The organism is Streptomyces sp. NPDC050610, from assembly GCF_040654875.1.
Taxonomy (GTDB): Bacteria; Actinomycetota; Actinomycetes; order Streptomycetales; family Streptomycetaceae; genus Streptomyces.
The window spans coordinates 72,678-85,683 of the sequence record NZ_JBFAIV010000010.1; the positions used below are offsets into that span (position 1 = coordinate 72,678).

11 protein-coding genes and 1 tRNA gene are annotated in these 13,006 nt (G+C 68.9%); 8 read left to right on the forward strand and 4 right to left on the reverse strand.

The features are described from left to right. Positions 1–29: 29 nt before the first annotated feature. On the reverse strand, positions 30–1,397 hold the full coding sequence (locus AB0I22_RS15090; RefSeq protein WP_363131189.1) for a histidine kinase: 1,368 nt from the start codon (positions 1,395–1,397) through the stop codon (positions 30–32). 156 nt (positions 1,398–1,553) lie between these two features. On the opposite strand from AB0I22_RS15090, the gene AB0I22_RS15095 reads away from it, so the two are divergent. The 6 genes from AB0I22_RS15095 to pth all read left to right on the forward strand — a co-directional run bounded on the left by AB0I22_RS15095 (position 1,554) and on the right by pth (position 6,757). Next, positions 1,554–2,441: a hypothetical protein gene (locus tag AB0I22_RS15095; protein WP_363131190.1), complete on the forward strand. Its 888-nt coding sequence runs from the start codon at positions 1,554–1,556 to the stop codon at positions 2,439–2,441. 29 nt (positions 2,442–2,470) lie between these two features. Next, positions 2,471–2,542, forward strand: a tRNA-Gln gene (locus AB0I22_RS15100). A 109-nt stretch (positions 2,543–2,651) separates the two neighbouring features. Continuing rightward, complete coding sequence (gene glmU, locus AB0I22_RS15105; RefSeq protein WP_363131191.1) at positions 2,652–4,109, forward strand: bifunctional UDP-N-acetylglucosamine diphosphorylase/glucosamine-1-phosphate N-acetyltransferase GlmU; 1,458 nt, start codon at positions 2,652–2,654, stop codon at positions 4,107–4,109. Positions 4,110–4,197: 88 nt separating this feature from the next. Continuing rightward, the gene (locus AB0I22_RS15110) at positions 4,198–5,175 is read left to right on the forward strand and encodes a ribose-phosphate diphosphokinase (RefSeq protein ID WP_363131192.1); all 978 of its coding nucleotides are present in this window, start codon (positions 4,198–4,200) and stop codon (positions 5,173–5,175) included. A 274-nt stretch (positions 5,176–5,449) separates the two neighbouring features. After that, positions 5,450–6,037 carry a 50S ribosomal protein L25/general stress protein Ctc gene (locus tag AB0I22_RS15115; protein WP_363131193.1) on the forward strand — a complete coding sequence of 196 codons (588 nt, stop codon included), beginning with the start codon at positions 5,450–5,452 and terminating at the stop codon, positions 6,035–6,037. Between the two features lie 129 nt (positions 6,038–6,166). Continuing rightward, on the forward strand, positions 6,167–6,757 hold the full coding sequence (gene pth / locus AB0I22_RS15120; RefSeq protein WP_363131320.1) for an aminoacyl-tRNA hydrolase: 591 nt from the start codon (positions 6,167–6,169) through the stop codon (positions 6,755–6,757). 72 nt (positions 6,758–6,829) lie between these two features. Here the strand turns inward: pth and ppc are convergent, their stop codons facing one another. Then, positions 6,830–9,517, reverse strand: coding sequence for a phosphoenolpyruvate carboxylase (gene ppc / locus AB0I22_RS15125; RefSeq protein WP_363131321.1), 2,688 nt, complete (start codon positions 9,515–9,517; stop codon positions 6,830–6,832). A 293-nt stretch (positions 9,518–9,810) separates the two neighbouring features. Here ppc and AB0I22_RS15130 point away from each other — a divergent pair, with 293 nt between their 5' ends. Continuing rightward, complete coding sequence (locus AB0I22_RS15130; RefSeq protein ID WP_363131194.1) at positions 9,811–10,890, forward strand: fatty acid desaturase; 1,080 nt, start codon at positions 9,811–9,813, stop codon at positions 10,888–10,890. Positions 10,891–10,897: 7 nt separating this feature from the next. Beyond that, positions 10,898–11,578, forward strand: a complete 681-nt coding sequence (locus tag AB0I22_RS15135; RefSeq protein WP_363131195.1) for a TetR/AcrR family transcriptional regulator — start codon at positions 10,898–10,900, stop codon at positions 11,576–11,578. Between the two features lie 172 nt (positions 11,579–11,750). Here AB0I22_RS15135 and AB0I22_RS15140 read toward each other — a convergent pair whose 3' ends face one another. Beyond that, positions 11,751–12,116 (reverse strand): VOC family protein, encoded by a 366-nt coding sequence (locus tag AB0I22_RS15140; protein ID WP_363131196.1) that lies wholly within the window; start codon positions 12,114–12,116, stop codon positions 11,751–11,753. After that, on the reverse strand, positions 12,113–12,943 hold the full coding sequence (locus tag AB0I22_RS15145; RefSeq protein ID WP_363131197.1) for a trans-aconitate 2-methyltransferase: 831 nt from the start codon (positions 12,941–12,943) through the stop codon (positions 12,113–12,115). Before AB0I22_RS15145 ends, AB0I22_RS15140 begins: the two co-directional genes overlap by 4 nt. Between the last annotated feature and the right edge of the window lie 63 nt (positions 12,944–13,006).

Sequence of the window (13,006 nt, forward strand, 5' to 3'; positions counted from 1 at the left end):
CTACCCGCCCGTACGCGCACGCCCCACACTCACGGCGCAGCGTCCGGAATCACCGCGGACACCCGGAAACCACCCGCGTCCGTCGGCCCCGACACGAACACCCCGCCCAGCGCCGACACCCGCTCCCGCATGCCGACCAGCCCATTGCCCCCACTCGGCAGCCGCACATCCGCACCGTCCGACGGCCCGTTCTCCACCTGCAACGCGACCTCCGCCTCCCGATGCGCCAGCCGCACCCGAGTCTTCGCCCCCGGCGCGTGCTTGTGCACATTGGTCAGCGCCTCCTGAACGACCCGGTACGCGGTCTGCTCCACCGGCCCCGCATACGGCCGCTCCGCCCCCTCGGCCAGCAGCTCCACGACCATCCCCGCCGCCCGCGACTGCCCGACCAGAACCTCCAGATCGGCCAGGCCCGGACCGTCCGCACCCTCAGCCGTAACCAACGTCACACCCGCCACAGCCCCGGCCGACGCCTCCGCCTCCACCGGACCCCCCGAAGCCACCGCGACCGCCGCCGCCAACCGCGTCGGCCCGGCAGCCGACGGCTTCTCCGCCACCTGCCCCTCAGGCGTCCTCCGCAGCACCCCGAGCATCTCCCGCAACTCGGTCAGCGCCTGCCGCCCCATATCCCCCACCAGAGCCGCGTTCTTCGACGCCTTCTCCGGATCCTTCACCGCGACCGCCTGCAACGCCGCCGCATGCACCACCATCAACGACACCCGATGCGCCACCACATCGTGCATCTCACGCGCGATCCGCGTCCGCTCCTCGCTCCGCGCCCACTCCGCCCGCTCCTCCGCACGATCGGCCAGCAGCGACAACTCCCGCTCCAGACCATCCGCCCGCTCCCGCAGACTCTCCACCAACCGCCGCCGCGCCCCGACATACATCCCCAGCAACACCGGCGGCGCCGTCAACCCCAGCGCCACCAGCACCGACAGCGCCACAATGAGCCACGTACCCGGCGTATAGCCGTCCTGCGCCATATCCCGGTCGAACCGCACGAACACCACGATCAGCGACCCCACCACGGACATCCCCGCCAGCACCGCGATGATCCGGCGCGGCACATCGGACGCCGCGAGCGTGTACAGCGCCACCACGCCCAACAGAAAACCCATCTGCGCCGGCGTCACAGCGATCGACACCAGCACCGCCGCCGCCGGCCACCGCCTGCGCAGCAGCATCACCGACCCGGCCAGCACCCCCACCAGCACGCCGAACGCCAACGGCAGCGACGCCTCATGCGAAAAGCGGGCCCCCTCCGCCACGCACTCCAGCACCGAGGCCAGCGCCAAGCAGACATCCAGCACCAGACTCCGACGCCGCGCCCACCACCACGGCCCCGTCGGCGCACCTCGCACGCCCATTCCTGCGGCTTCCCCCGTTGCGGTCATGCCTTCCAGCGTAAAGGGGGACGCCACGGGTTATCCGTTGCCTGCGGCAGCACGCGGCAGACTCGAACGCGCACGAAATGCACCATCTTCATCCGAACTATTGAATCGACCACATTTTCGCCCCCCTTTGCCCGCACGAACGGCGAGGCTGCCGCCATGACTGACGTACGACGCCGGGAAGGCGACGGAGTGGGCGGCCTGCGAGACGGCTCGGCCTCCTTCGACGAACTGCGAGAACAGGCCCTCACCCTCCGCAAGGAGGGCTTCAGCCGCCGGCGGATACGCGACCGCCTCAAGGTCAACAACAACGACCTCCTCAACCGCCTCCTGGAAGGCGAACCCCCACCGGAGTGGACCAAGCGCCCGAACGCCAAGGACGACCTACGCGCGACAGCCCGCGAACTGCGGACACAGGGCCTGACCTACGACCAGATCCAGCTCGAACTGGGCTGCTCGAAGAGCTCCATCTCCCTCTGGGTCCGAGACCTCCCGAAGCCGCCCCCGCGCACGAAGGAGGAGGCATCGGCCATCGCCCGCCGCGGGTGGGAGGCGACGCTGGCGCGACGGGAGGCAGCGCGACAGGAGACCAAGCTGGAGGCCACGCGCGAGATCGGCGAGCTGAGCGACCGCGAATTGTTCCTGATCGGAGTGGGGCTCTACTGGTCCGAGGGGACCAAGAGCAAGCCGTACCGGCGTGACGAGCAGGTCACGTTCGTCAACAGCGACCCGAACATGATCGAGGTCTACCTCTCATGGCTCGCCCTGCTCGGCGTCGACCGGCAGCGCCTCCGGTTCTACGTCATGATTCACGAGTCCGCCGATGTCGAGGGGGCCGAGCGGTTCTGGGCCGATCTGACGGGAGGCGACGCCACCATGTTCGGCAAAACCACGTTGAAGAAGCACAACCCCAAGACCGTGCGAAAGAACGTGGGCGAGACCTACCGAGGCTGCCTGGTGGTCCGCGTACGACAGGGCGCCGACCTTTACCGTCGCATCGAAGGCTGGTGGTACGGCATAGTGTTGGGAGCCAAGCCAGCCGCTTGACGGTTTGTCCGTTTTAAGGTGGCTTGCCATCCCCTGTGGTGTAATAGGCAACACGGGTCACTTTGGATGATTTGTTCCAGGTTCGAGTCCTGGCAGGGGAGCAAGCTGAGTTCGGGTCCTGACCCCCAGGTCAGGACCCTTCCTCGTTTCAGGCCACTTACGCACCGGTATCCTTCGGTTGTCCACCACCCGAAGCCGAAGGGCACACCCGTGAGCGCCAACCGCCCGGCAGCCGTCGTCGTCCTCGCAGCGGGTGAGGGCACCCGCATGAAGTCGGCTACCCCCAAGGTCCTGCACGCGATCTGCGGACGCTCTCTCGTCGGACATGTCGTCGCAGCCTCCCGTGAGCTTGATCCCGAGCACCTCGTCGTGGTGGTCGGGCATGCCCGCGAGGAGGTCTCCGCGCATCTCGCCGAGATCGATCCCGCCGTCCACACCGCCGTGCAGCACGAGCAGAACGGCACGGGTCACGCCGTGCGCATCGGGCTGGAGACGCTGAGCGACGGCGGCGTCGCGCTCGACGGCACGGTCGTCGTCGTCTGCGGCGACACCCCGCTGCTGACCGGCGCGACGCTGCGGCAGCTCACCGAGGTCCACGCCGCCGACCGCAACGCCGTCACCGTGCTCTCGGCCGAGGTCCCGGACTCGACCGGGTACGGGCGGATCGTGCGCGACGGCGCGAACGGCGCCGTGACCGCGATCGTCGAGCACAAGGACGCCACGGAGGCGCAGCGCGCGATCAAGGAGATCAACTCCGGTGTCTTCGCCTTCGACGCGCAGTTGCTGACGGACGCGCTCGGCAAGGTCCGTACGGACAACAGCCAGGGTGAGGAGTACCTCACGGATGTGCTCGGCATCCTGCGGGAGGCGGGTCACCGGGTGGGTGCGGCCGTGGGTGGTGATCACCGGGAGATTCTGGGGATCAACAACCGGGTGCAGCTGGCCGAGGCGCGTCGGCTGCTCAATGAGCGGCTGTTGCACGAGGCAATGCTGAGCGGTGTGACGGTCGTGGATCCGGCGACGACGTGGGTGGATGTGTCGGTGGCGTTCGAGCCGGACGCTCTGGTGCATCCGGGTACGCAGTTGCTGGGTTCGACGCGGTTGGCCGCCGGTTGCGAGGTGGGGCCGAATTCTCGGCTGAAGGACACGTCGGTGGGTGCGGGCGCGGTGGTGACGAACACGGTCTCGGACGGTGCGGTGATCGGTTCGGGTGCGAGTGTGGGTCCGTACGCGTATCTGCGTCCGGGTACGCGGCTGGGTGTGAAGTCGAAGGCCGGTACGTATGTGGAGATGAAGAATGCCGTGATCGGCGAGGGCACGAAGGTGCCGCATCTCTCGTATGTGGGTGACGCGACGATCGGTGAGTTCACCAATATCGGCGCGGCGAGTGTCTTTGTGAATTACGACGGGCAGGCGAAGCACCACACAACGGTCGGGGCTCATTGCCGTACCGGTTCGGACAATATGTTTGTGGCTCCTGTCACGGTCGGGGACGGCGCTTACACGGCGGCGGGCTCGGTCATCACCAAGGATGTGCCCCCGGGTTCGCTTGCGGTCGCGCGCGGCCAGCAAAGGAATATCGAGGGTTGGGTGGCTCGTAAGCGCCCGGGAAGCGCCGCCGCTCAGGCTGCTTCCGTGGCTCGTCCGGAGTCTGACGGCGAGCAGTGACCGCGAAGGGGTGCGCCGTGCGGGGCGTACCGTGATAGGCGCGCACAAAGTGCCCACCATCCATTTGAGCTGGCAAGGAGACCGTGCTGTGACCGGGATCAAGACGACCGGCGAGAAGAAGCTGATGCTCTTCTCCGGCCGCGCCCACCCCGAGCTTGCCGAGGAGGTCGCTCATCAGCTGGGGGCGCACCTGGTCCCGTCCAAGGCATTCGACTTCGCCAATGGCGAGATCTACGTCCGTTTCCAGGAGTCGGCGCGTGGCGCCGATTGCTTTGTGATGCAGAGCCATACGGCTCCCATCAATAAGTGGATCATGGAACAGTTGATCATGGTCGATGCGCTGAAGCGGGCCTCCGCCGAGAGCATCACCGTGATTCTGCCGTTCTACGGCTATGCCCGGCAGGACAAGAAGCACCGCGGCCGCGAGCCGATCTCGGCGCGGCTGATCGCCGATCTGCTGAAGACGGCGGGCGCGGACCGGATCGTGACGGTCGACCTGCACACGGACCAGATCGTGGGCTTCTTCGACGGGCCGGTGGACCACCTGTTCGCGCTGCCGGTCCTCGCGGACTACGTGGGCGCGAAGGTCGACCGTTCGAAGCTGACGATCGTCTCCCCGGACGCCGGCCGGGTGCGGGTCGCGGACCGCTGGTGCGACCGGCTGGGCGCGCCGCTGGCGATCGTGCACAAGCGGCGGGACAAGGACGTGGCCAATCAGGTCACGGTGCACGAGGTCGTCGGTGATGTGAAGGGCCGGGTCTGCGTCCTGGTCGACGACATGATCGACACGGGCGGCACGATCTGCGCGGCGGCGGACGCGCTGTTCGCGAACGGTGCGGAGGACGTCATCGTGACGGCTACGCACGGTGTGCTGTCGGGTCCGGCGGCGGACCGGCTGAAGAACTCGAAGGTGAGCGAGTTCGTGTTCACCAACACCCTGCCGACGCCGAGTGAGCTGGAGCTCGACAAGATCACGGTGCTGTCGATGGCGCCGACGATCGCGCGGGCCGTGCGTGAGGTGTTCGAGGACGGTTCGGTGACGAGCCTCTTCGAGGAGCAGGCGTGACATCGCCTGGTCTGCTCTCCTGAGCAGGAGCGGTCCTTTCCCCTGAGCGGTCCTCGCGGTCGGCTCTCCTGATCGGATCGCTTGACCGGATCGCTTGACCGGATCGCTTGATCGATTTCTGGGCGGCCTCCCCCGCCGGGTAGACTCATGGAGTTGCTCGGCGAGGGAGGCCGCATCCATGAGGTGCGGAGGTCCGTTATCGACGCGCTCTTCGTAGCAGGTCTGTCGTGGGCCGGGTGACGCCCGCAGGATCCGTCTACTACGAGGAGTCACCATGGCTGAGGTCAAGCTCACCGCCGAGGTCCGTACCGAGTTCGGCAAGGGCGCTGCCCGCCGCATCCGCCGCGAGGACAAGGTTCCCGGCGTCATCTACGGTCACGGCGGTGACCCGAAGCACGTCGCGATCGACAGCCACGCGCTGATGATGGCGCTGAAGACCCCGAACGCCCTGCTCAACCTGGACGTCGACGGCAAGAGCGAGCTGGTCATTCCGAAGGCCGTGCAGCGTGAGGCCATCCGTGGCTTCCTGGTCCACGTGGACTACCTGTCGGTGAAGAAGGGCGAGAAGGTCACCGTCGAGATCCCGATCCACACCGAGGGCGACCTGGCTCCGGGCAGCAACCTGCTGGAGCACATCCTCAACACGCTTCCGGTCGAGGCCGAGGCCACTCACATCCCCGAGTCGGTCACCGTCTCCATCGCGGGTCTGGACGCCGGTCACTCGGTGCTCGCCAAGGACATCACCCTGCCGGCCGGCAGCACGCTGGCCGTCGAGGACGACGCTGTCGTGCTCCAGGTCGTCTCGGCCCAGGCCGAGTCCGCCGAGGAGTCGGCCGAGGACGCCGAGGGCGCCGAGGCCTGAGCGGTTCCCTCCGGGGGGTGTTCCGGTCTGCGGGCCGGGCGCTCCTCGCATCGGTAACCTCTTCTCCAGCCGCTGTTCCGCGCCGCAGGCGTCGGGACGGCGGCTGAGTGGCTTCAAGGAGACATGCAGATGACGGATGCGGTGGGGCCCTGGCTGGTCGTGGGGCTGGGCAATCCCGGCCCGGAGTACGCGGCCAATCGCCATAACGTGGGTTTCATGGTCGCCGACCTGCTCGCGGACCGGATGCGTTCGAAGTTCAAGGCGCACAAGGCGCGGGCGCAGGTGGTCGAGGGGCGGATCGGTGCGCCGGGTCCCTCGAACCGGCGGGTGATCGTCGCGAAGCCGATGTCCTTCATGAACCTGTCGGGCGGTCCGGTGACCGCGCTGCGGGATTTCTACAAGGTGCCGGTGGAGCGGATCGTGGCGGTCCATGACGAGCTGGACGTCGATTACGGGTCGCTGCGGCTGAAGCTGGGCGGCGGTGACAACGGGCACAACGGTCTGAAGTCGATGACGAAGTCGTTGGGGCCGGATTATCACCGGGTGCGGTTCGGGATCGGGCGTCCGCCGGGTCGTATGCAGGTGGCGGATTTCGTGTTGAAGGATTTCTCGTCGGTCGAGCGCAAGGAGCTGGACTTCTTGGTGGACCGGGCGGCGGACGCGGTCGAGTCGCTGGCCGTGGACGGTTTGGAGCGGGCGCAGAGTACGTACAACTCCTGAGCCCGCGCGTGGCGGCGGCCCTTCACCTCTGTCCGGGGTGAAGGGCCGCCGTCGTGTTGGGTGCGGGGTGGGTCAGCCGGTGTTGCGGAGGCCGGCGGCGACGCCGTTGACGGTGAGGAGGAGGGCCCGGCCGAGTACGGGGTCGGGTTCCTCGCCGCGGCCGGCGGCTTCGCGCTGGCGGTGCAGGAGGGTGACCTGGAGGTAGGAGATCGGGTCGAGGTAGGCGTCGCGGACGCGGAAGGTCTGGCGCAGTTCGGGGTTGGCGTCGAGGAGTTCGCGTTCGCCGGTGATGCGCAGGACTTCGCGGACGGTGAGTTCGTGTTCGGCTTCGATGGTGGCGAAGACGTGCTTGAGGTCGTCGGGCACGAGGGTGTCGACGTAGTGCCGGGCGATGCGCAGGTCGGTCTTGGCGAGGGTCATTTCGACGTTGGACAGGAAGTTCTGGAAGAAGTGCCAGTGTTCGTGCATTTCGTCGATGACGGTGTCGAGGCCGGCTTCGCGGGCGGCCTTGAGGCCGGAACCGACGCCGTACCAGCCGGGGACGATCTGGCGGGACTGGGTCCAGCCGAAGACCCAGGGGATGGCGCGGAGTCCGTCGAGGCCGGCGCCGCTGTCGGGGCGGCGGGAGGGGCGGGAGCCGAGGTGGAGTTCGGCGAGTTGGTCGACGGGGGTGGAGGCGAAGAAGTAGGCGGGCAGGTCGGGGTCTTCGACGAGCTTGCGGTAGGAGTCGTGGGCGGCGTCGGAGACGGTGTCCATGGCCGCGTCCCAGCGGGCGAGCGCCTCGTCGGACTGGCGGGGCGCGGTGTGCAGGGCGGATGCCTGGAGGGTGGCGGCGACGGTGAGTTCGAGGTTTTCGCGGGCGAGTGAGGGGACGAGGTATTTGTCGGAGATGACCTCGCCCTGTTCGGTGACCTTGATTTCGCCTTCGAGGGTGCCCCAGGGCTGGGCGAGGATCGCGTCGTGGGTGGGGCCGCCGCCGCGGCCGACGGTGCCGCCGCGGCCGTGGAAGAGGCGGAGCCGTACGCCGTAGCGGTGGGCGACGTCGCGCAGTCGGCGCTGTGCGCGGTGGATCTCCCACTGGGAGGTGGTGATGCCGCCGAACTTGGAGGAGTCGGAGTAGCCGAGCATGACTTCCTGGACGTCGCCGCGGAGCGCTACGAGGCGTCGGTAGGAGGGGTCGGCGAGCATCTCGTCGAGGATGCGGTCGGCTTCCTTGAGTTCGTCGGTGGTTTCCAGGAGCGGCACGATGCCGATCTTGGCCCAGCCGGCGTGGAGGTCGAGGAGGCCGGCTTCGCGGGCGAGTACGGCGGCGGCGAAGACGTCGTCGGAGCCCTGGCACATGGAGATGATGTAGGACTCGATGACGTCGGGTCCGAAGCTTTCCATGGCCTGGTGGACGGTCTGGAAGACGCCGAGGGTCTTGGCGCCGGCGGCGTCGAGGGGTGCGGGGCTGGGGGCGAGGGGGCGGCGGGAGCGGAGTTCCTTGGCGAGGAGCTTGCGCCGGTAGTCCCGGGGCATGTCGGCGTAGCGCCAGGATTCCTCGCCGAGGCGGTCGAAGAGCTGGCCGAGCGCGTGGTGGTGGGCGTCGGCGTGTTCGCGTACGTCCATGGTGGCGAGCTGGAGGCCGAAGGCGGCGAGCGTGCGGATGGTGCGCTCCAGCCGGCCGTCGGCGATGAGTTCGCCGCGGTGGGCGCGCAGGGAGTCCTGGAGGAGCTGGAGGTCGGCGAGGAGCTCGGGGGTGCCGAGGTAGTCGCGGCCGCTCTGGTGGGCTGCTCCGGCGGCGAGGCGTTCGCGGGTGTTGACGAGCTTCTGCCGGATGCAGGTGGCCTTGAGGCGGTAGGGCTCTTCGGAGTTGAGGCGCTTGTAGCGGGGGCTGATCTCGGGGAGGCGTTCGAGGTCGTGCTGGAGTGAGGTGAGGAGTTCCTCGGTGGCGCCGCAGTTGCGGATGGAGTTGGAGAGGGCGGCGCGGAGGGTGTCGATGACCTCTAGGGCGTCGGTGATGCCGTGTTCGTGCTGGAGGATCAGGACGTCCCAGGTGACCTGGGGGGTGACGTTGGGGTTGCCGTCGCGGTCGCCGCCGATCCAGGTGCCGAAGGTGAGGGGGCGGGTGGTGGCGGGGAGGGGGGCGCCGACGCGGGCGAGTTCGGCGGCGAGGTCTTCGAGGACGTCGCCGACGGCGTTGGTGTGGAGTTCGTCGAGGTAGTAGATGGCGTTGCGGGCTTCGTCGGCGGGCTCGGGACGGACGACGCGGAGTTCGTCGGTCTGCCAGAGCAGGTCGATGTTCTCGGCGAGGCGCAGGTCGGTGCGGCGCTTGTCGTCGGTGGCGAGGGCGTCGAGGAGTTCCGCGATGCGGCGGAGTTTGTTGAGTACGGAGCGGCGGGCCGCTTCGGTGGGGTGTGCGGTGAAGACGGGGCGGACGCCGAGGTTCTGGACGGTCTGCCTGAGGTGTTCGGGGTCGGCGTCCTTCAGCTGGTCGGCGGTGCGGGTGAGGATCGATCCTTCGGCGGCGCGGCGGGTGCGGAGCTCGCGGCCGCGGTGGACCTGTTCGGTGACGTTGGCGAGGTGGAAGTAGGTGGAGAAGGCCCGTACGAGCTTGGCGGCGGTGGCGAGGTCGGTGGCGCCGAGGAGGTCGGCTGCGGCTTCGCCGTCGGTGCGGGTGAGGGCTCGTACGCGTTCGACGAGGTCGAGGAGGTCGGGGCCTTCCTGGCGGACGAGGGTTTCGCCGAGGAGGTCGCCGAGGCGGCGGATGTCGGCGCGCAGGGCGGCGTTGGTCGCTTCGCCGTTGGTGGTGCCGGTGTCGTCAGTCGTGTCGGTGACGGCGCCGTCGGCGGCTGTACGGGTGTTGTCGGCACTGCTCACGGGGGCGGCTCCTTGCAGTGTTCTGAGCACGTCTGGAGAGGTTGCGGACCGCGCTGTCCGACCGCGACCCAGGATAGGTGGCCGCGACGCGCTGTCATCCACAGCCCTATTGCCCGATACGCGTGCCCTGCCATACTTACGTAGCCGTAGGTTACGGAACCGTAGCCGTGTGTCGACCCCCCATGAGGGATGCCATGACTGCAAGCCCCGACGTGATCGAAGAAGCGCCGAAGGCCCAGGACCCCACGCCCGCCTCCGCCACTCTCGGTGGTGACGACAAGCGGTCGATCGAGCAGATCGCGCTGTTGCTGTTCATCACCGTGCCGTTTGTGGCGTTGGTCGCCGCGGTGCCGTTGGCCTGGGGGTGGGGTGTCTCCTGGCTGGATCTGGGGCTGATGGTGGCGATGTATTACATCGGCTGCCATGGCATCACGATCGGTTTCCACCGGTATTTCACGCATGGTGCTTTCAAGGCGAAGCGGCCGTTGCGGATCGTGCTGGCGGTGATGGGGTCGCTGGCGGTCGAGGGGCCGCTGGTGCGCTGGGTGGCGGATCACCGCAGGCATCACCGGTTCTCGGACGCGGAGGGGGACCCGCATTCGCCGTGGCGGTTCGGTGAGACGGTGCCGGCGTTGATGAAGGGGCTGTGGTGGGCCCATATCGGCTGGATGTTCGATGAGGAGCAGACGCCGCAGCACAAGTACGCGCCGGATCTGATCAAGGACGGTGCGATCCGTCGGATCTCGCGCCAGTTCGCGCTGTGGACGGTGGTCTCGCTGATGATTCCGCCGCTGGTCGGCGGTCTGGTGACGTGGTCGTGGCAGGGCGCCGCGACGGCGTTCTTCTGGGGTTCGCTGGTGCGGGTGGCGCTGCTGCACCATGTGACGTGGTCGATCAACTCGATCTGTCACGCGGTCGGGAAGCGGCCGTTCAAGTCGCGGGACCGGTCGGGCAATGTGTGGTGGCTGGCGGTGCTCTCCTGTGGTGAGTCGTGGCACAACCTGCATCACGCGGATCCGACGAGCGCGCGGCACGGGGTGCTGCGGGGGCAGCTGGATTCCAGTGCCCGGCTGATCCGCTGGTTCGAGCGGGCGGGGTGGGCGTACGACGTGCGCTGGCCGGACGCGGCCCGTATCGCGTCGCGGCGCCGGCCGGCCGCGGGCGGTGGGGCCGCTGCCGGGGCCGCCGGTGAACCGTCCCGTGAGGGCGGCGACGGCGGCGGCGACGGGTCGGGCGGTAAATCAGGGAAGGACAATGCCGCACAGGCGGCATGATTGAGGCGTGGCGATCGACAGCAGCACGAGCAATGGCAAAGGCCGGACCCCCGCGCCGGGGGCCCGCCGCGCCCGCCGCGTCCGTATGACCGGCAAGGAGCGGCGCGAGCAGCTGCTGGACATCGGCCGCACGCTCTTCGCCGAGCGGGGGTTCGAGGGCACGTCGGTGGAGGAGATCGCGGCGAAGGCGGGGGTCTCCAAGCCGGTGGTGTACGAGCACTTCGGCGGCAAGGAGGGGCTGTACGCGGTGGTGGTGGACCGGGAGATGCGGCAGCTCCTGGACATGGTGACGGGGGCGCTGACCGCGGGCCATCCGCGTGAGCTGCTGGAGCAGGCGGCGTTCGCGCTGCTGGATTACATCGAGACGTATACGGACGGTTTCCGCATTCTGGTGCGGGATTCGCCGGTGGCGCAGTCGACGGGCACCTTCGCGTCGCTGATCAGCGATATCGCCACGCAGGTCGAGGACATTCTCGGGCTGGAGTTCAAGGCGCGCGGTTTCGACGCGAAGCTGGCGCCGCTGTACGCGCAGGCGCTGGTGGGCATGGTGGCGCTGACGGGCCAGTGGTGGCTGGATGTGCGCAAGCCGAAGAAGGCCGAGGTGGCGGCGCATCTGGTGAATCTGGCGTGGCACGGTCTGGACGGCCTGGAGCCGAAGCCGCGCCTGATAGGTCACAGGAGGGCCTGAGAGCGCGCGGGGCCGAGGGGGTAAGCCCTGGCCCGCCGCGGGTCTTCTACGGGCGCGGGTGCGCCCTGAGCCGGGAGGAGCGCCCTGTCCGGCGCGCCCCTCCCCCGCCTGTGGACGGTGTCGGTCGACGAGTCGGACCCGTCCGCGGCGTCACCACCTCGCATCCTCGCTGTCAGCCGTCCAGCGGCTCCAGGAATTCCAGCCGGTTGCCGACCGGGTCCTCGGTGTGGAAGCGCTTGTGCCCCGGCAGGTTCTCGTCCCTGACGATCCGCGCGCCGCGTTCCGCGAGGCGGGCGGCGTAGGCCTCGATGTCCCGTACGCGCAGGCCCGGGTGGGCCTTGCGGGCGGGGGTGAAGTCCGTCTCGACGCCTATGTGCAGCTGGGCGTCGCCGGAGGCGAACCAGCATCCGCCGCGCGGTGCGAGTTCCGGCGGTTTGGGGATCTCCGTCATGCCCAGGGTGTCCACGTAGAACGCGCGGAGCCGGTCCTCGCGGCCGGGCGGCGCGGCGAGCTGGATGTGGTCGAGTGCGGTGATCACCTCGGGTTCCCGGGCCGGGTGCGGGCGACGACGAAGATGCGCCGGAAGGGGAAGACGGTGCCGTGCGGGCCTGTCGGGTAGGCCTTGCGGAGCAGGTCGCGGTATTCGGCGAGGAATTCCTCGGTGGCTTCGTCGTCGCCTTCGAGAGCGGTCAGTACGGGCCGCAGCGCGGTGCCCTTGACCCAGTCGAGTACGGGGTCGGCGCCGGCCAGGAGCTGGACGTAGCTGGTCTCCCAGGCGTCGACGTCGCAGCCGAGGCCGGTGAGCCGTTCCAGGTAGTCGGCGGGGTCGAGGATGTGGACGAAGCGGCGGCCGTGGCCGTCGAGGCGTTCGCGCCATTGGGGGGCGTCGCAGAGTTCGCCGAGTATGGCGTGGCTGGGCGAGGTGAAGTTGCCGGGGACCTGGAAGGCGAGGGTGCCGCCGGGGTGCAGGGCGTCCACCCAGGTCTCGAAGGAGTCGGGGTGGTTGGGCACCCATTGGAGGGCGGCGTTGGAGACGATCAGGTCGTAGGGCTCGTCGGGGGTCCAGTCGTGGGCGTCGGCGGGGGCGAAGTCGAGGTGTCCGCCGCCGGCGGTGGGGCCTTCGCGGGAGGCGGCTTCGGCGAGCATTTCGGCGGAGCTGTCGAGGCCGGTGATGTGGGCGTCGGGCCAGCGGTCGGCGATCAGGGCGGTGACGTTGCCGGGGCCGCAGCCGAGGTCGGCGATGCGGGCGGGGCGGCCCGCGGCGGGCAGGTCGGGTATGCGGGCGAGGAGATCGTGGAAGGGGCGGGTCCGGTGGCTTGCGTGGCGGAGGTACTGCTGCGGATCCCAGGTTGGTGCGCGGTGCATGTTCGAGCCCCCTTGCAGGTACGGACTTTCCGAAGCGGGACGGCGCTTCCCGCGAACGATGCC